This window comes from Sphaerisporangium sp. NPDC051017 (assembly GCF_040683095.1).
GTDB lineage: Bacteria > Actinomycetota > Actinomycetes > Streptosporangiales > Streptosporangiaceae > Sphaerisporangium.
Genome location: NZ_JBFBCI010000029.1, coordinates 1 through 20,372 on the forward strand (window position 1 = coordinate 1; position 20,372 = coordinate 20,372).

Consider the following 20,372-nt stretch of genomic DNA (forward strand, 5'->3'; position numbering starts at 1 on the left):
CACGCACGCCCTGAACAGGGTCAATTACGTGATCGGCATGCTCAATTACGTGATTGCAACCGCCTCACCGCTGCGCAATTCCGTGATCGTCGACAGTGGGTGAGTTCGGTGGCCGGGTCGTATACCAGGGGCGTGTCGCCGAACGTGGCGGAGGCGAAGATCCGTAGCGTCATCGGGTGATCACCTCGGCGTCGGCCAGGAGCCGCTCGGCGTGGGCGTGGAACGCGTCGGCGTGGCCCGACGGGGCGGGGCCATCGAGCAGCATCCGGTAGTAGGCCAGCGTGTCCGGCCAGCCGGCGAGCTTGGTCTGCCACTGAGCGTCGGCGTCCGGGGAGTCGAGATGGAAGCCGATGCACTGCCGCAGCGGGATGACCATGCAGCCGGAGGCGATCAGGGCCGCGCCGAGATGGGTGTCCTCCATGCCCCACCCGATACGGCCGAAGGCCGGGTCGAAGCCGCCGACGTCGACGACCTTCTCGCGCGGCACGGCCAGCAGCGCGGTGACCACCGTGCGCGGCAGGTCCCAGTCCAGATAGGTGGCCCCGTGGCCGAGCTTCTGGAAGTCGTCGGTCTCATCCAGGGGCCGGCCGGTGGTCGGTCCGTCCAGTACGACGCCGGTGTACAGCTGCTTGCCGCCGTGGAATACAGGGACATGAGGCTCACCCACTGATCAGGAACAGGTCCTCGGCGTGCGCCGAGGAACGGATACGGCTCTTGTCCGGGTGCGCCTTCAGGCCCACCGTGGCGAGCGCCGCTGTCAGCGCGTCGTACGCCTCGACGGCCTCATAGCGGCTGGAGGCGAACAGGCAGTAGTTGTCCGCGAAGCGGACCGCGGCGAAGCCCTGGATCTGGGCGTCGACCCGGGACAGGCGCAGATTGATGAGCATCGGGCTCAACCCGCACCCCGGCGCGATCGGGTCGGGCAGGACGTCGAGAGCCGTGCGGACCCGGCCCAGGAACGTGCCGTCGTAGACGTGGTCGGCCAGCCAGCCGATGACCTCTTCCGTTGTGGCACCGGCCGATGCACGCTGAACGTCGACGTCGACGACCCAGGTCCGGCCCTGGTCCAGTTGCGCAGCGGCCTGCCTGACGGAGGTGAGCCGGTTACGGCCTCTCCTGAACCCCGAGACCCACGGCGCCAGTGCACTGGCGTCCAGGACAGGTTCGACGGCCCGGCGCATCGCTCGGTGGACCACGCGGTCGCGGACCGTGGGGATCACCGTGTCGATGCGCTTGCCGGTGTACGCGACGACATGCGATGCCCGCAGCGGCCCGGGCCGCCACGTCCCGTCGCGCAGCTGCCCGCCCAACTCCTCCAGCCGCTCGCGCAGCCCAGCGCGGAACCCCGCCCAGCTGAGCCCGTCGGCGCCCGGAGACGAGGCCCGCCGCATGCACTCTCGGGCCGCGCGCTTGAGATGGATTGGCTGGATCAGGAACGGCATCAGCGAATGCGCCGCCACAAATGGCAAGCCGGGCGCTACAGTGGAACCAGCCTGGGTGGCTGGAACGATCCCGCCCTCCTTCAACGGGCCGCTTCCCAACACGCGCGGTCTTGGAGAGTCGGAACGACGGCCCCACCCAGGCGTCGTCATGTCAGAGGCCATGTTCGTCTCCCGACCGCAGCTCCTGACGCCGTGACGCTTCCAGGCCCGTGGCGCGCGCCGGAGCGGTGAACGTCAGCAGACCTTGCGGCATCGGGCCGACGGGGGTGGCCTGGGGTATCACCCACGCCTCGGCACCGTGTGCGCGTTCAGTACCGGTCACGGAGCGACTCCTTTCAGCGCGACCCGGCGGAACGCATGGGCCAAGGGCTCGCTGATGGTGAAGCGACCGCGAGTGGTGACGGAGGTGGTGACCGCGCCGGCCGCGCGGACACCGCGCATGCTCATGCACGCGTGCGTGCCGGTCGCCGCCACCGCGACGTCCGGGACGCCGGTGGCCTTGGCGAGGTCCTCGGCGATGCCGTTGACGATTCGTTCCTGGAGCTGCAGGCGGTGGCCGTGGGCCTGGGCGATCCTGGCGATCTTCGACAGGCCAAGGACCTGGCCGGCCGGGCGGTAGGCGGCGGTGACGTTGAGCGTCATCGGCAGCAGATGGTGCTCGCACAGCGATGCCACGACAATGCCGGAGACGATCACGATCTCCTCGCCGTCCGCGCTGGCCTGCTCGTGGGTGAAGAGCGTGTCCGTGCTGCCCGGGTCATGTTCAAGGAACTCCGACCACCAGCGGGCCACCCGCCTGGGGGTGTCCTTCAGCCCGTCCCGGTCGGGGTCCTCTCCGAGGGCCCGCAGCAACTGCCGGTACAGGTCGGCGACTTGCTCCTGGTCGATCACGGGTCGGTCGGGCACGGCCTCGGGTGCGAGGTCGGTGGTCATGCCGCGCTCACCGCCGTTCGCTGATCGGCGGCGCGGGATCGGGGCTCACCGGCCACGTTCATCACCCCACAGAAGAACGTGCAGACGGGTCCCGAGCCGCCAGCCCCGCTCGACGACCGGCGTCACCAAGGTCCGCATCCCTTCCAGGACGGCCTCCGGGGTCGTGCCCTCCGGCATGACGGATATGGGGGCGAGCCCGTACGCCGCCTCAAGCGCGGCGATCTCGGCCAACTCGCCGGGATCCTGCACGACGAACTTCCAGCGCGCCCGGCCGCTGGAGGCGAGGGCCCGCAGCGCGGCCGGAACGATACGTTTCTCCTCCCGCATGCCGCAGCCGAAACCGGACAGCTTGGGCGAGACGTTGAACCACGGCCCGGCCGAGACGAGCTCAGGCACCGGGGCTATGGTGCCGTTGGTCTCGATCTCCACATCCCGGCCGGCAGCACGCAGGTCCTGGACCAACGGCAGCACGCCCGGTTGCAGGAGCGGCTCGCCGCCTGTGACGACCACCAGTTTCTCCGGACGCTTCACGGCCCACTCGACAAGGTCGTCGACCTCGCGCCAGGACGACTCGGCACGAAGGTCGAATCTGCCGGTGTCCCAGGTGTAGGGGCTGTCGCAGCCGCCGCAGGTGAGGTTGCAGAGCGAGAAGCGGATGAAGACCGCAGGAACGCCGGTACTGATCCCTTCGCCCTGGACGGTATGGGCGAACGTCTCCGCGATCCTCAGCGTGCGGCGCCCGCGCGGCACACCGACAAGCGCAGCCGTCATTCCGGCCTCCCCTGGTACTCCCCCCAGGTGCTCTCCGTCTCGGACACCCGCACCATGACGGGATGCCCGTCGGAGTCGATGACGTCCCGCTCGTACAGCCAGCGTGCGAAGTACTCGGCCAGGTGCTCGCAGGTGGGGTTGAACCCGAAGAGGTCATTGAGCAGGCGGCCGTCGAGCTCGCCGGCGATGTAGTCCGCGAGGAACGGCGGCATGCTGGCGGGAGCGGGCCACGCCGGCTCCTCGGCCGGGAGGATGACCCGGTAGGAGTGCCCGTGGAGCCGGCCGCACTGATGCCCCGGGGGCAGGCCGTCGAGGCGGTGGGAGGCGTCGAAGTCCACCGCCGTGCGCGCAGCCAGCGATGTCGGCCTGCCCGTCTGAATGCGGACGTGCTGGAGGACCGAGGAGGCCTCAGGCGGAAGATGATCCCGGGCCCATATGGTCAGATGCTGCGCGAGGCCGTCGTCGCTGGGGTCGGGCACGACCTCGTTGAGCAGCTGATGGTCAAGCACGGCGCCGATGTGCTTCTTCACCGGCGCCAGCACACCGAAGTCGACGACGAGCCCTGGGCTGGACAATGTCGCGGAGGCCAGCACGACCTCCGCGGTGAAGGTACGACCGTCGAGCCGACCGGCCACCTCGCGGGTGGCTTCGAAGCGGAACGTCTTCCCGATGCGCCACAGGCCGCTCATCAGCGCTCCCCTACGGCCGCGGTCGCGTAACGGGTGGGGTCCGCAACGCCTGCCATCTGGAACGCCTCCCTGCGTTCCCAGCAGGTCCCGCACGTACCGCAGTGCAGGTCGCCTCCCTTGTAACACGACCACGTCAGCTCGAACGGCACGCCCAGTTCCGCCCCCGCCGCCACGATGTCGGCCTTCGTGACGGTCAGGAACGGCGCCAAGAGCTGGAAGTCTTCAGCGAGGAAGCCCTCGTTGCCGACGCGGATCGTCGCGGCGAGCTGTTCCAGGAACGCCGGCCGGCAGTCGGGGTAGATGGCGTGGTCCCCGGCATGGGCGCCGAACGCGACGACATCCGCCTTCGACGCGACAGCGACTCCCGCCGCCACAGACAGCATGATCGCGTTGCGGTTGGGGACGACCGTGATTCGCATACTCTCATCGCTGTAGTGCCCGTCCGGGACGACCACCGTCGTGTCGGTCAGCGCCGACCCTCCCAGGAGGCGTCCAAGCCCGCTCAACTCGACCACTTCGTGTGGCGCCCCAAGCTGCTCGGCGATAAGGGCGGCGTACTGCAGCTCCTTGCGGTGACGCTGGCCGTAGTCGAAGGACAGCAAGTTCACCCTGGCACCTTGGGACGCCAGCAAGTACGCCACAGCGGAGCTGTCCAACCCGCCGGAAGCGATCACGACCGCATGACGCGGCACATGTCCAGTCATCTCCCGTAAAACCCTTCGAGATCCCCCGGGGCCGCTCGGCACCGGAGCAGTGGAGTGAGTCCGCCCACACGGAAGCGGCGCGCGCTGGGGCGATGCTCCAACGCAGCCGACTGGTGGCGGTCCGTGCCAACGTTGACGCAGGCGAGGATCGGCGGAAAGGCCCTTTGCGTTGCTGTGCGCTGCGCCTGCCCGCAACAGGTAGCAACAGCTCTTGCTCGGCGGCAGGCGAAGCTGCATCGTTACACTGCCAATACCGCACGTGTTCAGTTAGCGCCTACCGGAGGCGTAGATGCACGTCAGCTCTCAGCCGAAAGGTGCCCGTGAAAGCCGCGGCTATCTGCTCGAACGCGCCCGCGAGGTCCGCGGCTGGTCCCAGACGGAGATGGCACGTCGCCTGCGCGAACTCGGCAAGGACCGCCGGCACCCGCTGGGCACCGGACGCGACGGCGTCTGGTACTGGGAGCATGGCCGGACACCGGACCGGCAGACGCAGGTCCTCATCGCCGAGTTGCTCGGTATTCCATCCGCGGCCCTTGATGAGCGACCATGGCCTGAGTGGCTGTCCGAGGACCCCGCCCAGCGGCCCATACAACGGCCCTGGACGACCCTCGGGAGCGCCCAGTCGCTCAACGATGTCGCAGGGGGTGTGGGTGTAGTGGACGCCACACGAAGGGAACTTGGCGTAATTGCCGGTGCAACGCTTACCGCCTCGCTGCTCGCCTGGATGACAGCCGATCCAGCAGCGGCCGGACAGATCACCCGAGGACGTCGCATCGGCGAAACAGCCATCTCGCGCCTGGAGGGGCGAGCACAGGTGCTGCGCAGGATGGACGACGCCGACGGTGGCGGAACCATCCTCGCCGAAACCGCCGCCGCGCTCGCCCTGGCAACAGGGCTCCTCCACGACCGGTCGTACACCCACGAACACGGATCCCGCCTATACGCAGTCGCATCTGACCTCGCCCGGCAGCGGGCCGCAGCCCTTCTCGACGTCCAAGGCAAATCGCCGACAGTCTCTTCGAAACCGCTCTGCGCGCCGCACACAGCTCCGGAGACACCGCGCTGGGCGCGAACGTGCTCGCGTTCTGGACGGTGTCCGCCTACAACACCGGCCGCCTACGCGACGCAGAGGCGATGGCGTCCGCCGGCCTCGCAGCCGCTCGCGGCCGTACCACTCCCCGTGTCGAGGCGATGCTCACCTCCCGACGCGGACGGGCACGCGCCCACCTCGCCGATGCGCGGTGCTGGGCGGACTTCGATCGCGCAGAAGAGCTCCTGGACAAGGCCGGAGATTACAACGACCCCGACTGGGTGTACTGGTTCGACCATGCCGAGATCCTGGGGGCACGGGCATCCAGCCTGCGCGACATGAACCAGCCGGGCCTGGCCGAAGCCGCCTTCGCCCAAGCCCACGCACTTTTCGACCCGTCGTGTGTCCGCACTCGCGCTCCGTACCTGACCCGCCAGGCAGACGTGCAGTTCGAACAGGGACACATCGAGCTGGCCTGCGCGACAGCAGGCGACGCCCTGGACCTGACAGAAGCGATCAGTTCCCATCGCACCACGGCGCCATTGCTCGAACTGGCGACCCGGCTCGCCGACCACTCCGTCCCTGCGGCTCGCGACTTCCGCGAGCGCGCCCGCACCGTTCTGGCGGCGTAGTAGCGTTAAACCGGCCCTGACGGACTGCGACGGTTGCCAAACGGGACCGGCCCCATCCGTACGCCCCCGTCGATCCACGCCGGACGACCGCGTGCCTCAGCACAGAACGGCCGAGGATTGTCGGAGAGTCCGGCCGACACACCATCGAAGGATCCTCCACGTGAACCGCGCCATACCGACCAACCGCTCCATCCGTTCCATGGACGACGTCATGGACCTGATGGACCGGTTCTTCGCCTCCGACGCGGACCGCTGGACGGCCAACGCCTCGACCTGGTGGGACGACTTCTACACCGACCGCTCCAGGCCGGTCCCCTTCTTCGCCACCAAGCCCGACGAGAACCTCGCGTCCTACATGAACCGCGGACTCCTCACCCCCGGACACATGGACGAACGCGGACTCCCCGCCCCCAGGCGCGCGCTGGACCTCGGCTGCGGGCCGGGCCGCAACGCCATCTACCTGGCGTCCGCCGGTTTCGAGGTGGACGCCGTCGACCTCTCCGCCACCGCCGTCGCCTGGGCCGGCCAACGCGCCCGCGAGGCCGGCGCCGACGTCCGCTTCCTCCGCGGCGACGCCTTCACCCCCGGCCTGCTCGCCGGCCCCTACGACCTGGTCTACGACTCCGGCTGCCTGCACCACCTGCCCCCGCACCGCCGGGTCACCTACCGCGCCCTCCTGGACCGCGTACTCGCCCCCGGCGGCCACTTCGCGCTCACCTGCTTCGCCGCCGGAGCGGCCGTGGGCTCCGAACTCCCCGACGACGCCCTCTACCGCGACGGCCACCTGCACGGAGGACTCGCCTTCACCCCGGACGACCTCCGCTGGCTCTTCCACGACCTCACCGAGGTAGAACTCCGCCCCATGACCGAACACCCCGAAACCGCCGACGTCTTCGGCCTCCCCTACCTCCTGACCGCCCTCTTCCACCGCCCGATCACCACCTCATAGCGCGCCAGGTTGAAACGAGCCCCTTGAATGTCGGGGAGCAGGGCTCTTGGTGAGCGGCCGCGGATCGCGCCGTACCACACGCCGCAGCCGTACGCGGCGTCGTCCAGGCGGCGGGCGAGGGCGTACCGGAACGGGTCGAGGTGGGCCCTGGTACGCCGGAGGTCGACCACGGTGTCGAGCACGGTGGCCGCGATCATTGCCCGGCGTAGTCTCCTGGAGAACAGGCAGCCGACGGCGGCGAGTGGCCACCAGTGGCGCAGGAGGAGCGCGGCGGTCTGCCACGCGGCGGCGACGGCTCCGTCGGTGGTCAGGCGCAGGGCGAGCCGAGTCGGGTGGTCGCTGCCCTTGACCTTGGCCGAGATCCGTGCGGTGGCCACAGCGAAGATCATGCCGGCGACCGGGAGTGACCAGCGCCGCTGGGCGAGCAGCGCGAGGGCGAAGCCCGCGCTCCAGGGGGCCAGTACGGCCGGTGCGACGTTGGAACCGTGGCGCTGGGCGAGCAGATGTGCGCCTGTGCCGTAGAAGGCCTTGCGCCGTAGCCAGTCGCGGACGGCCGTGCGGTGCTCGTGCCGGACGACGGAGGAGGGCTCGTAGCGGATGCGCCACCCGTGGTTCGCGAGGAGCCAGACCAGGTCGACGTCCTCGCCGACGCGCATCTCGGCAGTGAACCCGTGGCCCAGCGCGTCCACCCTGGCCAGGAGGCAGGCGCTGGGAACCCAGGAGACCGGCGCGCGAGGGCGGACGATCCCGGGTTCCGTGCCGAGGTCGAGGGAGGAACGCGCGTCCTCGTAGCGGCGGATCCACGGGTCCCGGCCCGGCAGTCGCAGCCCCAGCACGCGCGGGGCGGCCATGGCCACGCGGGGGTCGGTGAAGTGCCGGAGCAGGATCGGCAGCGCGTCGGTTTCGAGGACGACATCGGAGTCGACGAAGGCGACGTAGGGGGTGGTGACCCGGCGCAGGCCCGCATTGCGTGCGGCAGCGGGCCCAGCGTTCTGGGCCAGTGGTACGAGCTCGGCGTGATGCGCGGACGCTACCTCGGCGATGGCAGCGAGGTCCTCCGAGGCGTCGTCGACGACGATCACGCGGTGCCGGTCGGCGATGCAGACCAGCAGCCTGTTCAGCGCGGCGGGGCGGTCGCGAACCGGTACGACGACCGTCACCTGGGACAGATCGAGGTCGGGTAGCTCCTCGACGACGGGGTCGGCCATTCCGGTCTCCAGCAGCCGGTCGGCGAGCGTGGCGGAGGCGTGGTCGCGCACCCGTACCGTGCGGTCGACGATCAGTTCCCTTGCCCGGTCGGCGAGGTGGGCGACACGCGTTGGCGTGCCACCGACCAGGGTGCGACCGCTGTCGCGAACGCGGACGTGACGGTTCAGCCGGACGGCGAAGCCCTTCGGCAGCGAGTGGGACGCGGGGTGATCGGCACCGCTCATGGGGTGAATCCTCCGTCCGCCGACACCACCGACCCGTTGACGACGCCTCCCTCACGAGAGCAGCAGAATGCGATGGTCTCGGCGATCTCAGCAGGGTCGATCAGGCGGCGCAGCAGCTGAGACCGCGCGAAATCGTCCACGCCGTCCAGGCCGTACACCTCGGCGGTGGCGGTGAGCATAGGCGTACGGGTCGAGCCGGGGGATACGGCCGCCGCCGTTACCCCGGTGCCCACCAGGTCGGCCGCGAGCCCGCGCACCAGCCCGACCACAGCGTGCTTCGCCATCGTGTACGCCGCCAGGCGGAACAACCCATGCGAGCCGGCGGCCGAGGCCACCGCGACGAAGCGGCATCCGCCCGGCTCGGGCCCGGCCAGCATATGCGGGACGCACACCGCGGCCGTGTTCCATACTCCCAGCACATCGGTCTCCCAGAGCGTGCTTACATGTGCCGCCGGGGTCTCCCACAGTGGCAGGCCGCCGAGCATGACGGCCGCGGCGGCCACGGCCGCGTCCATTCGGCCGAAGCGGTCCATCGCCATTGCCGCGGCTCCCGCCAAGGCTTCGCGGTCGCGTACGTCCGCGATGTACGGCACTACCGCGTCGGGGTGGTCGCTCACCAGCGACTCCAGGTCGCCCATTGCCGCGAGCGGGTAGGTCACTCCGGCAGGCCGGTCCGGTCCGTCCGCCGCGCAGGAGTCGACCGCGACCACGCGATAGCCCCTGGCGCACAGTGCCCGGACGACGGCGGCTCCGATCCCGCGGGCCGCCCCGGTCACCAGGGCGACTCGGAACCCGGTGCTCTGGTCGCTCACGTCCGGCATGTCGTCGCGTCCAAAGGCTGGAGGCGACCAGTGCGGTCCACCCGCCGGTGTCGGATGCGGGTGGCCACATCGTCGGCCATCTGATCGAGTATGCAGTGGCCCTTTTCGGCGGAGGCGGTGGTGGGATCGCCGAGTATGCCGGAGGGTGATACGGCGGCGACGCCCTTGGTGGTGAGCTCGGGCATGAGCTCGGCGAGCGGGGTGAGGTTGCCCGGCTCGGCCCGGGTCATGTCCACCAGGTGCGGGGCCAGGTGCAGCATGAGCGAGGTCTCGGTGTGGCCGGCGTGGGCATCGGTGTCGCCGGCCGTGCAGGGCGCCCAGACCGCGTCGTGTCCTTCGTGCCGCATCTGTACCACTGCGGCGGCGAGGCCGTCCAGGTTTCCGCCGTGCCCGTTGACGAACACGACCTGCCCGGCCCAACGGGACAGGGACCGGATGAGCTCGACCAGCAGGAGTTGGAGGGCGTCGTGACCGATGGACATCGTGCCGGGGAAGTCCTGGTGCTCGCCGCTGGCACCGTACGCGATGGCGGGCGCCACAAGGACGGGGGCAGGTGGCCTCGCCGTGTGAAGGCGAGCGGCGGCGGCTCGCGCCACCGCCGTCGCGATCGCCGTGTCGGTGTGAAGGGGCAGGTGCGGGCCGTGCTGCTCGGTGGATCCGAGTGGCACCAGAACGGTCGGCGAGGGCGGCAGCGCGGACCACGACAGGTCCGCCAGGCCGCCTTCGTCCCCCCTCTCACTCATCGTGCGGGGAGCCGATCTCACGGGTGAAACCGGGCGGGATCACCACGTCGCCGCGTTCCAGGTCCTGGATGGACGCCCGGCCGAGTCCTAGCAGCGCCGAGTCGATCCCGCCGCGCAGGATGTCCAGCACGTTTTCCACGCCCGCCTGGCCGTTCGCCGCCAAGCCCCACAGGTAGGCGCGTCCGATCATCACGGCCCGCGCGCCGAGCGCGAGGGCCTTGACCACGTCGCCTCCCCGGCGGACACCGCCGTCGAGCAGGACCTCGACCTGGTCGCCGACCGCGTCGGCGATGGCCGGCAGGAGCCGGATGGTGGCGGGTGTGCCGTCCAGGTTGTTCCCGCCATGGTTCGACACCGAGATCGCCGTGACCCCGATGTCCACCGCACGGCGGGCGTCGTCGAGCCGGGATATGCCCTTGAGCATGAACGGGCCGTCCCACTGCTCGCGCATCCAGCGCACGTCCTGCCAGCTCGGTGGGGGCGTCTGCATCCACTCACCGTACGCCCCGAAGAACGTCGGCACCGGTTGGCCGGGCTCGGCCACGTTGGGGACGGTCAGGTCGGGCAGGTGGCCGGTCCTGGCGAAGTCGAGCAGCCACCGTGGCCGCGACAGTACCTGCGGCGCGAAGCGCGCCATCGCCTTGAGGTCGAGTCGTTCCGGGATCCACGGACTGCCCCAGTCCCTGCCATGGGAGAAGGTCCAGTCCAGGGTCACGATGAGTCCCTTGACTCCGGCCGCGCGGGCCCGCTGCATGTGAGCGGTCATGGAGTCCTTGGTGCCCATCCAGTACATCTGGAAGAAGGTCTGCGGGTTGGCGGCCACGACCTCCTCGACCGGCTTGCTGGCGAAGTTGCTCAACCCAATGATCGTTCCGCGTGCCGCCGCCGCGCGCGCCACCGCCACCTCCCCCTCCGGGTGCACGGCCTGCACCCCCGTGGGCGAGATGAGCACCGGTAGTGCGATCTGCTGGCCCATCACGGTGGTGGCCATGTCGCGCTTGGCCGGTAGATCCGCGACGTGCGGCGCGAATCCGAGTTCGGCGAACGCGGCCATGTTGTCGCGGTACGTCCGGCCCCGCTCCGACCCCGCGAGCAGCGCCGAGTGCACCGACTTCGGCAGGCGGCGCCGCGCTCTGCGCTGCGCCTCCGCCACCGTCTCGAACCATGCGTTCGCAGCCATAGGATCTCTTTCTTTGCTACACGTCGTGTGAGGGAGTGAATCCGGCCAGCGGGCTCTCCACGCATGCATGCACGGGTGGGCCGGCGGGGCGGCGTCCGATGCGCACCGGAACCGGCCGGCTCTTAGTGTGGTGTGAGTGGTCCTGGCTGGGCTTGGGCACCGTACGGCCCGCCGCCGCGAGAGCGTCGGTCGCGTGGCCCTGCACGCATTCGGGATCGGGACCGTCCAGCGGCAGCCCGGTGAAGAACTTGGCCGCCATGCACCCGCCACGGCAGGAGTCGAAGAAGCGGCATCCGGTGCAGGTGCCGGAGGTCTGCGGCGATCGCAGCTCCCGGAAGAGCTCCGAGTCGCGCCAGACGGCGGCGAACCCGCCGTCGGAGAGCACGTTGCCGGCGCGGAAGCGGTCATGGATCGCGAACGGGCACGCGTACACGTCGCCGAGGGGGTCGATGAGGCAGACGACCCGGCCCGCCCCGCACAGGTTCAGCCCCGGCAGCGATTCGCCGTAGCCCGCCAGGTGGAAGAACGAGTCGCCGGTGAGCACGTTCTCGCCCGCACGCAGCAGCCACTCGTACAGCTCGCGCTGCTGGGCCGCCGTGGGATGCAGCTCGTGCCACACGTCGGCGCCCCGTCCCGACGGGCGCAGCCGGGTGAGCCGGAGCGTCGCCCCGCGCTCGTCCGCGATGGCCTTGAACTCGTCCAGTTGGCCCACGTTCTCCCGGGTCACCACTACCGACAGCTTCGCGTTGGCGAACCCGGCCGCGGCCAGGTTGTCCAGCGCCCGCATCGCCGTCGCGTACGAGCCTGGCCCGCGCACGCGATCGTTGACCTCGGGCGTGGCACCGTCAAGTGAGACCTGCACGTCGACGTAGTCGGTAGCTGCCAGGTACCGTGCACGCTCAGGTGTCAAGCGCACCCCGTTGGTCGAGAACTTCACCCCGACCTGGTGGCTCACGGCGTACTCCAGCAGGTGCCAGAAGTCGGGCCGCACCGTCGGCTCCCCGCCGCCGATGTTGACGTAGAAGACCTGCATGGCCTGCAACGCGTCGATCACCGCCTCGCACTGCTCGGTGCTGAGCTCACGCGGGTCACGCCGCCCCGAGGACGACAGGCAGTGCACACATGACAGGTTGCAGGCGTACGTGAGCTCCCAGGTCAGGCAGATGGGAGCATCCAGGCCGTGCTCGAACCGCTCGACCAGCGATCCGCTCGCCGCCCCGGACCGCGCCGGAGCGGCCGCCGCCGGCTCTTCCCGCGGCCCCCTTCCCCCCGTGCGCGGTCTGATCATGTCGGCGGACGCCAGGCCCCGCAACGCCTCGGCGTACGCCGGCCACCGATCGGTGGGAACTCCGACGTGGGCCAGCGCTGTACGGGCGTCGGGGTGGCCGGCGAGAGCGCGGACGACCGAGAGGAGTTCGGTGCGCTTGAGGAAGGTCAGACGTCGGTTGCCGAAGTGGTAGGCCAATGCCCCGAACGGCTCTGGCCGCAGGGCCAAACTGGGAGAAAGCTCCCAGGCCTCATCCAGATGATCGGTCATCAGTAGACGCCGCACATGCCGTCGATCGACACCTCTTCGATCAGCGTCTCCGCCGTGAGCTCCTCAGTCGCCTCGGCTGGGGTGACCGTGTCTTCCATGACTGCTCCTTCGTCGGGGGCGCCGCAGTTACGGCACCAAGTGCAACAAATATTTAATGCACCGAGGGCAAAAAAGGAAGACCCCGTGTGAAACTGCTACCTTCAGGGCTTGTGAACAGCCGATCAAGGCAGATGACGCCGGGGCGCCGCCCCGCGACCGACCATGCCGCGATCGAGCGGGTGGCGTTCCGCCTGTTCGCCGAGCGAGGGTTCGAGGAGACGACGGTGGACGCGATCGCCGAGGCCGTCGGCATCGCGCGACGGACACTGTTCAGGTACTACCCGTCCAAGAACGACATCCCGTGGGGGCAGTTCGACGCCGGCCTCGTGCACCTGCGCGAGTTTCTGGAGGCCACGCCCCTCGACGTCCCCGTGTATCAGGCGGTGCACCGGGCCGTACTCGACTTCAATCACCTGGATGAGGCCGCGATCCCGCAGCATCGCCAGCGCATGAGGCTGCTGCTCACCACCCCTGCGCTGCAGGCGCACTCAGTGCTCAAATACGCCGCGTGGCGCCGGGTCATCGCCGAGTACGTCGCCGGCAGGTATGGCCTGTCCGCCAACGACCTGCTGCCGAGGACGGCGGGGTACGTGAGCCTGGGGATGGCGCTGTCGGCGTACGAGCAGTGGCTCGACAGCGAGGACGCCTCCCTCCCCCAACTCCTGGACTCCGCACTCGCCGGCCTTCGCCGGTACCTCTGAGGCAGAGATCCCGCCGGCCTGCGTCAGAACCAAGGCGGCGGCGAAAGGTGATCGCCGTTGGAGCGGTCAGAAGGACTTCGGCGTGTTCATCCAGATGTACTCGCTGACCCCGTCGGCGACGTTGGTGATCCGGTGCGGGATGTTGCTCTTGAACCAGATCGAGTCGCCAGGGTCGAGGAAGTACACCTCGTCGCCGAGAGTGATCTTGAAACGACCGGCGAGCACCATCGCCCACTCCTCGCCATCATGCGTGTACATCTCCTCGCCGGTACTGGCGTCCTTCTCGTAGCGCCCGTACAGCGCCTCGAGCACTTCGGAGGCATCAGGGCTGGCCAACTCGAAACGGATCCCCTTGGCCTCGATCGACGAGCGCCCGTCGCCGGTCGAGGGCTGCGATGCGATGATGGTCTTGCGGTCGTCGGCCCGAATGACGTGCCCGTTGCTCTGCGCCGGCGAGGTGAAGAAGTAGGTGATGCTGGTGCCGAGCGCGGTCGCAAGGTGCTTCAGCGTGGAGATCGACGGCTCGGTCTTGCCCCGCTCGACCTCGCTGATCACCGAGGTCGAGACCTTGGCACGCTCGGACAGGGCGCGGATGGAGAGGCCGTGCGCGGACCGGAGTTCCCGGAGTCGCTCACCGATCGACGGCTCGTTGACCTCGTCGGTCACCTGCGCTCGCTCCCCTCTCTGCCGGTACCGGTCGCACCGGTGTTCCGCCCCGACGAGCCTTGATCGTGAGTTCGGGGGGCGTATAGGTCTATACCTTTGTGACAAGCATACTCGGACACCCTCACCTCCGGGTCGTGGCTGGGGCGCGTCGTTCGGTTCTCTGAATGCCGGCATCTCGCCGCGGCGCGTTCGGGCATCTCTCCTCCATCAGCCGAGACCCAACTTGAACTCGTTCCAGAGGTTGAGCCTGGCCTGCTGGTTCTCCGTCGTCTGGAAGAACTTCATCTTGCTGAAGAAGGCGTCGCCCGCCGCCGTCGCGGGAATCTGGGTGGCGGCAAGTCTCTCCGGCGTGAGGCCGGCCCGCTGCGCCTCGGCCGAGCCGGCCTGTTGGCCGTCCAGCACCCCCGCGTTCCCGCTGGCAGCGACGAAACGGGCCTGCCACGGCACCGTCAAGGTGTAGGCGATGAACTGGTAGACCGCGTCCAGTCGTTCGGCCCCGGCCTTGGTGATGGCGTAGCTGTCGGTCCAGGCGGGCACGCCGGCACCCGGCGTGTTGTTGACGTTGAGCTTCTTGCCCTGGCCGGCGAGCGAGGAGACGCTGGTGATGTTGTTGAGGTATCCCAGCCGGGCCTCACCGTTGGCGAACTGGGTGGTCTGGTCGTTGAACCCGCTGGTCAGCCGCCGGATCTGCGGACGCAGCGCCATCAGCTTGTCCTTCATCCGCGCGAAGTCGGCGTCGGAGAGGTGGTAGGGGTCGGCGATGCCGAGAGAGAGCGGGATCATCGGCAGGACCGAGACGGGGTCGTCGAACACCGAGACCTTTCGAGCGAACGCCGGGTCCCAGAGGATGTTCCAGTCACCGACCACGCCGTCGGAATTCTTGTACTTGGAGGCAGCCGGCGAGTTCGCAACCGAGTCGTCGTATACGAGTGGTTGGTTGCCCCAGTTGTAGAGGATCCCGTACCGCTTGCCGTCGACGGTCGCGGCGCCTCGCCAGTCGAAACTCAGTCGGATCTTGTCGGACAGGCCGGGAACCCGGGCCTCGTCCACCGGCACGAGCAGGTCGGATGCGGTGTAATCGCGGTAGACACCGGCGGTGACCATTACCAGGTCGTACTGGGCGGGAGCGGCTCGGACCTTCGCGACCATCTCCCCCGCCGAGCCGGCGGTGACCGCGTTGACGGTGATGCCGGTGGCCTGCTTGACCTCGGCCAGCCAGGCCGGGTCATGGTAGGTCTCCCACGTCAGGATGTTCAGCGTCCGCTGATCACGCGAACTCGAGGCGCCGCCTCCGCCGCAGGCCGCGAGCGCCGGTGCCGCAGCGACGGCCGCACCCAGCATCACGCCTCCGCGCAGCAGGTTGCGTCGCGTAAGGGGGCGACCCAGCGCCCGGTCGAGCACGTTGCGTTCCATCGTGGCCTCCTAGAACTGCCGCGATCTGCCGCGGAACCCCAGTGGTCCGCCGCTCGTCTCGCCTGACTTCCGGACTCTGTGATCCGCTCTTCCGAACGTCTGGCGTGCTAATGCCGGTGAAACTACGGCTGAACCGAACATCCGGTCAAGTCTGTCGGCATCTATGTTTCACAGCCGTAACCGATCAAAATGGCCGCACATTAGGCCGAAATCGACCGGTACTCCGAGCGCGACCTTGTAGCGACAGGGCGTTGCCGGCGATCCTGGCCAGCACCTGAACAGGCTTCATCGACGTCGACAGCGGCCAGCCGACGTTGAGCGACGACCGGCCGCGAGTTCGCGAGGCCGTCCCCCACGGGACGGCCGTGGTCGATCAGAGCTGTTCGGCGGTCCGATCGGAGGGTGCGCCGGTCGCCTGCTGCCTGCGTGCCCGCCTGGCGCTGACGAGCATCAGAACCCCCGCCAGAGCCAGCAGGAGCAGGGAGCCGCCACCGATCAGGGTGAATGCCGCGTTCACCTCCGGGGTGAAGCCGAAGCGCACCAGGCCCCATACGTATACCGGCAGCGTCGGCTGTGTCCCCGCGAGGAAGTAGGTCACGGCGATTTCGTCCATCGACAGCGTGAACCCCAACAGGCAGGCGGCGAGAAGCGCTACCCGGACGCCCGGCAGCGTGACGTGCCAGAAGGTGCGCAAGGGCCCGGCCCCCAGATCGCGTGAGGCGTCTTCGAGCGAGAGGTCTGCGACCTTCAGCCGCTGCTGAATGACAAAGCTCACGAGCGGAGTCACGAAGGCGGCGTGGCCGACGGCGATCGTCAGGAAGCCCGGCTGGACGCCGATCAGGTTGAACACCACGAGCAGCGAGATGCCAAGGACCATCCCCGGGGCGACCATCGGCGCGGCCGACAACGCTGAGATCACGCCTCCGCCTCTGACCTTGACCCGCTGGGCGAGCAGCGCGAATCCGAGCCCGGCGACGGCGCTGATGGACACGCTGACCACGGCCACGAGCAGGCTGTACCGGATGGCGTCGAGCATCTGCGCGTCGGCGAACAGGGCGCCGTACCAGGACCAGGTGAAGCCCTCGATCGGCAGCGTCTGCACCTTGTTCGAGGCGAACGAGAACAGCATCGTCACCAAGAGCGGCGCGTAGAGGTAGAGGAAGAGCAGGCCGAGGAAGACGACCGCCACCGTGGTGCCGACGCGCCCCCAAAGCTTCGAGCGCGTGGCCGTTGTGCGGTCGGGTCGCGTGATGGACGGGGCCCGGCCCGGTCGGCTCAGGATTCCGCTAGTCAAGGCGGGCCTCCAGTCGGGTGAAGAGCGAGATCACGGCCAACAGCAGCAACCCGGTCGCGATGATGGTGATGCCGACGGCGGATCCGCCCGCCCAGTCGCTGCCCGGCCCGAACTGCTGCAGCACGAGGGTGCCGAGCATGGTGCCGTCGAGCCCGCCGACCATCGCTGGAGTGACGTAGTCGCCGAAGACCAGGACGAAGGCGATGGCGAAGCCGACGGCGGCCCCGGGCCTGGTCAACGGCAGGATCACGGTGCGAAAGCGGGTCCAGGCGCCGGCGCCGCAGTCCGCGGCCGCCTCCAACAGATGTGGGGGGACCCGCTCGAGCGCGGTGTAGGTGGAGAGGAAGGCGTAGGGGATCGCCACGTAGGTCAGCGTGATGATCATCGAGGTCTGCGAGTAGAGGAACAGCGATGTGGCGTCGGGGCCGAACCCCAGCGTCCTCAGGACACCGGCGAGAAAGCCGTTGTCGCCGAGAATGATCTTCCAGGCGAAGACCCGCATGAGGTAGCTGACCCACAGCGGGATGAGGATGAGCAGCGCCGCGAGCAACTTGTAGCGCCCGAACCTGCGGACGATGACGTAGGCCGCGGCGTAGGCGATCACGGTCGCCAGAGCGGCGGACACCAGGGCGATGACGAGAGTGCGCCGCAACAGGATCCAGAACACCTCGGAGCTGAACAGCGCCGTGTAGTTGGCTGTGGTGAGCTCCGGGACCACCACTCCGTAGCTGCTGGTCCAGAAGCTGTACAGAAGCAGGAACAGGTTCGGCACCAGCACCAGCACAGCGATCCACACCAACGCGGGAGCCAGCTGGAAGGTGCGGCCGACCCAGGCGGGCAGTCCGGTCCGCGGGCGGGTCGCGATGCCGGACGTCGCCGGGCTCCCAACGGCCGCGGTCACGGCCCGGCCTCCTCGACCACCACAGTGGCCTCTGCGGACCAGCCGATGTCGATGACGTCTCCGCGCGCTCCGTTGAACTCGTCCACGCGCAGGGTCAGGCGCTGGTCTCCCACCACCGCCTGCAGCTCGTAGACGTGACCGAGGAAGGCGACGTCGTCCACGACCCCCGAGAAGTGGTTGGCGCAGCTACGGGCGTCGTCGCCGACGACGATGGCTTCGGGACGCACGCTCACCGAGAAGGTGCCCTGCGAGCAGGCCGAGGACGTCGCGAACCGCATCGACCCGGAACGCGCCGAGGTCGGTCCCGCTGCCTGGCACCGCAGCAGGTTGGTCTTCCCGATGAAGCCTGCGACGAAGGAGGTGGCCGGAACCCGGTAGATCTCCTGTGGAGTTCCGATCTGCTCCACCCGGCCTTTGCTCATGACGGCGACCTTGTCGCTCATCGCCAGGGCCTCGCCCTGGTCGTGGGTCACGTAGACGAACGTGATGCCGACCTCGCGCTGCAGTCGCTTGAGCAGTCCCAGCATGCTCTCGCGGAGTTTGAAGTCGAGCGCACCGAGAGGCTCGTCGAGCAGCAGCAGTCGTGGGCGCCCGACCAGTGCCCGGGCCAATGCGATTCGCTGCCGCTGCCCGCCGGAGAGCTGGTGTGGGAGCCGGTCGGCATAGGAGGCCATGTCGACGCGCTCGAGCGCCTCCTGGACGCGGGGCCCGATCTCGGCGCGCGACACGCGCTTCATCTTCAGCGGGTACGCGACATTCGCCCGGACTTTCATGTGGGGGAACAGCGCGTAGTTCTGGAAGACGGTGTTGACATCACGATGGTTCGCCGGAACCCCGCTCACGTCGACACCGCTGAGCAGGACCTGGCCGCCCGTGGGCTGTTCGAAGCCGGCGATCATCCGCAGAGTGGTGGTCTTACCGCTCCCGCTCGACCCGAGGATCGAGAAGAACTCGCCCTCGTTGATGATGATCGACACGTCATCCACCGCGGGATGAGCGGTCCCCGGGTAGACCTTGCGCACCTGGCGCAACTCCACCACCGGTGGGGACGCTCCGGCCGCCTCGGGTGTACTCTGAGCCTCGGCAGGCGAGATTGTCTCGGCAGGCATAGCAACTCTCTCATCGACGATGACGCAGGTGCCACTGTCGGCGCCGGGGCGTCACGACCCCCCTGCCGCGACGTCCCCGACGGAATGCCTCAGGTGGCTTCCGTACCCGTCACCCACCACTGGGCGACGGACTTGCTCTTGAGATGGGGAGCGATCTCCTCGCGGAGAATCCGCTGGTGTTCGGGATGGTCGCGGTAGGCCTCGAACGCTTCCCGCGACGCGAAGTCCGCCACGATCGCGAAGTCGGCGTTCGTGTCCGTGACCCCGGCGTCGCCGCCGCAGCGATAGGACACGACGCCCTCCAGGCCGGGGGTGAATTCCCGCAACGCCTTGGCCACGGTCTGGTTGTGCCGTTCAGCCTCGGAGGACCAGGTGAACAGCACGATGTGGGTGAAGCTCACGTCACCGGCGTCACTTCGCGAGCATGCCGGCGTCGACCGGGATCGCGCCGCCGGTCATGTAGCGAGCCTCATCCGAGCACAGGAACAGGATCGCGTTGCTGACGTCCTGCGGCTCCACCCACGGCGTGTCAAGCAGGTGGATGCTGCCGTAGCCGGCCTTGGCGTCCTCGAGAGTCGGGTTCTCGAGGTCGGGCCGGAACATCTTGCGGACGCCGATATTGGTCATCATCGGGGTCCGGCAGTTGCTGGGGTGAATCGAGTTGACCCGGATGTCGTGCGGGGCCAGCTCGTTGGCCAGGGCCTTGGCCAGGCCGGTGACACCATGCTTGGCGGCCACGTAGTGGCCGATCTGGTTGAGGTTACGCAGACCCGCCGTCGAGCTGGTGAGCACGATCGACCCGCCGTTGCCGGCCTCGATCATCGCCTGGACGCCGGCTCGCACGGTCTTCCAGACGCCGGTCAGGTCGATGTCGATCATTTCTTCGAACTTTTCGACGCTCATCGTCGCCAGCTCGCCGTAGGTACACACACCGGCGTTGCCGAGGATGATGTCAAGCCGGCCGAACTCGGCCACCCCGGCCTCAACGGCGGCGGTGAGCGCGTCGAGGTCCCGCACGTCGGCGACGCGGGTGATGATCTTTCCGCCGGCCTCCTCGACGAGTCGCCCGGTCTCGGCGAGCTCGTCGCGACTGCCCATCTCGTAAGGAGCGGACTCCACGGGTGCGCAGATGTCGACTGCGATGATGTCGGCACCCTCCTTGGCCAACGTCACGGCGTGCGAACGCCCCTGGCCCCGAGCCGCGCCGGTGATGAACGCGACCCTGCCGTCCAGCTTGCCCATGATGGTCTCCTCACCCCGGCGGCAGGCTCGATCAGAAGCCCGCCGCCGAATCAGTCTTGGTGTCGTTGGTGCCGTTCCGGCAG

Annotated in this window: 23 protein-coding genes; 3 read left to right on the top strand and 20 right to left on the bottom strand. The window is 68.8% G+C overall.

The genetic code is table 11. The annotated features are described in order from the left end of the window. Positions 1–169 precede the first annotated feature (169 nt). The 7 genes from AB0M95_RS22600 to queC all read right to left on the bottom strand — a co-directional run bounded on the left by AB0M95_RS22600 (position 170) and on the right by queC (position 4,539). Positions 170–667, bottom strand: a complete 498-nt coding sequence (locus AB0M95_RS22600; protein ID WP_363767806.1) for a galactosyltransferase-related protein — start codon at positions 665–667, stop codon at positions 170–172. Further along, on the bottom strand, positions 660–1,442 hold the full coding sequence (locus AB0M95_RS22605) for a reverse transcriptase domain-containing protein (protein WP_363767809.1): 783 nt from the start codon (positions 1,440–1,442) through the stop codon (positions 660–662). Before AB0M95_RS22605 ends, AB0M95_RS22600 begins: the two co-directional genes overlap by 8 nt. A 151-nt stretch (positions 1,443–1,593) precedes the next feature. Beyond that, positions 1,594–1,764 (bottom strand): hypothetical protein, encoded by a 171-nt coding sequence (locus AB0M95_RS22610; RefSeq protein ID WP_363767812.1) that lies wholly within the window; start codon positions 1,762–1,764, stop codon positions 1,594–1,596. After that, complete coding sequence (folE, locus tag AB0M95_RS22615; protein WP_363767815.1) at positions 1,761–2,375, bottom strand: GTP cyclohydrolase I FolE; 615 nt, start codon at positions 2,373–2,375, stop codon at positions 1,761–1,763. The genes AB0M95_RS22610 and folE overlap by 4 nt, the downstream gene beginning before the upstream one ends. 45 nt (positions 2,376–2,420) lie before the next feature. Continuing rightward, positions 2,421–3,146 (bottom strand): 7-carboxy-7-deazaguanine synthase QueE, encoded by a 726-nt coding sequence (locus AB0M95_RS22620; RefSeq protein WP_363767818.1) that lies wholly within the window; start codon positions 3,144–3,146, stop codon positions 2,421–2,423. Then, positions 3,143–3,835, bottom strand: a complete 693-nt coding sequence (locus AB0M95_RS22625) for a 6-carboxytetrahydropterin synthase (protein WP_363767821.1) — start codon at positions 3,833–3,835, stop codon at positions 3,143–3,145. Before AB0M95_RS22625 ends, AB0M95_RS22620 begins: the two co-directional genes overlap by 4 nt. Then, entirely contained in the window at positions 3,835–4,539 is a 705-nt protein-coding gene (gene queC / locus AB0M95_RS22630) for a 7-cyano-7-deazaguanine synthase QueC (protein WP_363767824.1), read from the bottom strand. Before queC ends, AB0M95_RS22625 begins: the two co-directional genes overlap by 1 nt. Before the next feature lie 1,074 nt (positions 4,540–5,613). Here queC and AB0M95_RS22635 point away from each other — a divergent pair. After that, positions 5,614–6,201 (top strand): hypothetical protein, encoded by a 588-nt coding sequence (locus tag AB0M95_RS22635; protein ID WP_363767827.1) that lies wholly within the window; start codon positions 5,614–5,616, stop codon positions 6,199–6,201. 160 nt (positions 6,202–6,361) lie between these two features. Beyond that, entirely contained in the window at positions 6,362–7,150 is a 789-nt protein-coding gene (locus tag AB0M95_RS22640) for a methyltransferase domain-containing protein (RefSeq protein ID WP_363767830.1), read from the top strand. Here AB0M95_RS22640 and mftF read toward each other — a convergent pair. From mftF to mftA, 6 genes are read right to left on the bottom strand one after another with little or no spacing between them, the layout of a single operon-like run. Further along, positions 7,105–8,583, bottom strand: a complete 1,479-nt coding sequence (mftF, locus tag AB0M95_RS22645; protein WP_363767833.1) for a mycofactocin biosynthesis glycosyltransferase MftF — start codon at positions 8,581–8,583, stop codon at positions 7,105–7,107. The genes AB0M95_RS22640 and mftF overlap by 46 nt on opposite strands. After that, positions 8,580–9,395, bottom strand: a complete 816-nt coding sequence (locus AB0M95_RS22650; RefSeq protein WP_363767836.1) for a mycofactocin-coupled SDR family oxidoreductase — start codon at positions 9,393–9,395, stop codon at positions 8,580–8,582. Before AB0M95_RS22650 ends, mftF begins: the two co-directional genes overlap by 4 nt. After that, positions 9,392–10,147, bottom strand: coding sequence for a mycofactocin biosynthesis peptidyl-dipeptidase MftE (gene mftE, locus AB0M95_RS22655; RefSeq protein WP_363767839.1), 756 nt, complete (start codon positions 10,145–10,147; stop codon positions 9,392–9,394). Before mftE ends, AB0M95_RS22650 begins: the two co-directional genes overlap by 4 nt. Beyond that, positions 10,140–11,327: a pre-mycofactocin synthase MftD gene (gene mftD, locus AB0M95_RS22660; protein ID WP_358525183.1), complete on the bottom strand. Its 1,188-nt coding sequence runs from the start codon at positions 11,325–11,327 to the stop codon at positions 10,140–10,142. The genes mftE and mftD overlap by 8 nt, the downstream gene beginning before the upstream one ends. A gap of 16 nt (positions 11,328–11,343) precedes the next feature. Next, a complete protein-coding gene (gene mftC / locus AB0M95_RS22665) occupies positions 11,344–12,864 on the bottom strand; it encodes a mycofactocin radical SAM maturase (protein ID WP_363767843.1) in 1,521 nt (506 codons plus the stop codon). Beyond that, positions 12,864–12,962, bottom strand: a complete 99-nt coding sequence (mftA, locus tag AB0M95_RS22670; protein WP_358525178.1) for a mycofactocin precursor MftA — start codon at positions 12,960–12,962, stop codon at positions 12,864–12,866. The genes mftC and mftA overlap by 1 nt, the downstream gene beginning before the upstream one ends. A gap of 111 nt (positions 12,963–13,073) precedes the next feature. On the opposite strand from mftA, the gene mftR reads away from it, so the two are divergent. Further along, positions 13,074–13,664, top strand: a complete 591-nt coding sequence (gene mftR, locus AB0M95_RS22675) for a mycofactocin system transcriptional regulator (RefSeq protein ID WP_363767848.1) — start codon at positions 13,074–13,076, stop codon at positions 13,662–13,664. A gap of 66 nt (positions 13,665–13,730) precedes the next feature. Here the strand turns inward: mftR and AB0M95_RS22680 are convergent, their stop codons facing one another. From AB0M95_RS22680 to AB0M95_RS22710, 7 genes are all read right to left on the bottom strand, one after another. After that, the gene (locus AB0M95_RS22680; protein WP_363767851.1) at positions 13,731–14,330 is read right to left on the bottom strand and encodes a cupin domain-containing protein; all 600 of its coding nucleotides are present in this window, start codon (positions 14,328–14,330) and stop codon (positions 13,731–13,733) included. Positions 14,331–14,537: 207 nt separating this feature from the next. Continuing rightward, positions 14,538–15,743: an ABC transporter substrate-binding protein gene (locus AB0M95_RS22685; protein WP_363767854.1), complete on the bottom strand. Its 1,206-nt coding sequence runs from the start codon at positions 15,741–15,743 to the stop codon at positions 14,538–14,540. Positions 15,744–16,116: 373 nt separating this feature from the next. Continuing rightward, positions 16,117–17,037 (bottom strand): ABC transporter permease, encoded by a 921-nt coding sequence (locus tag AB0M95_RS22690; RefSeq protein ID WP_363767857.1) that lies wholly within the window; start codon positions 17,035–17,037, stop codon positions 16,117–16,119. Further along, positions 17,030–17,938: an ABC transporter permease gene (locus AB0M95_RS22695; protein ID WP_358525165.1), complete on the bottom strand. Its 909-nt coding sequence runs from the start codon at positions 17,936–17,938 to the stop codon at positions 17,030–17,032. Before AB0M95_RS22695 ends, AB0M95_RS22690 begins: the two co-directional genes overlap by 8 nt. Then, on the bottom strand, positions 17,935–19,047 hold the full coding sequence (locus AB0M95_RS22700; protein ID WP_358525162.1) for an ABC transporter ATP-binding protein: 1,113 nt from the start codon (positions 19,045–19,047) through the stop codon (positions 17,935–17,937). Before AB0M95_RS22700 ends, AB0M95_RS22695 begins: the two co-directional genes overlap by 4 nt. Positions 19,048–19,136: 89 nt before the next feature. Then, entirely contained in the window at positions 19,137–19,448 is a 312-nt protein-coding gene (locus AB0M95_RS22705) for a Dabb family protein (RefSeq protein ID WP_363767861.1), read from the bottom strand. 10 nt (positions 19,449–19,458) lie between these two features. Continuing rightward, positions 19,459–20,289 (bottom strand): mycofactocin-coupled SDR family oxidoreductase, encoded by an 831-nt coding sequence (locus AB0M95_RS22710; RefSeq protein ID WP_363767864.1) that lies wholly within the window; start codon positions 20,287–20,289, stop codon positions 19,459–19,461. Between the last annotated feature and the right edge of the window lie 83 nt (positions 20,290–20,372).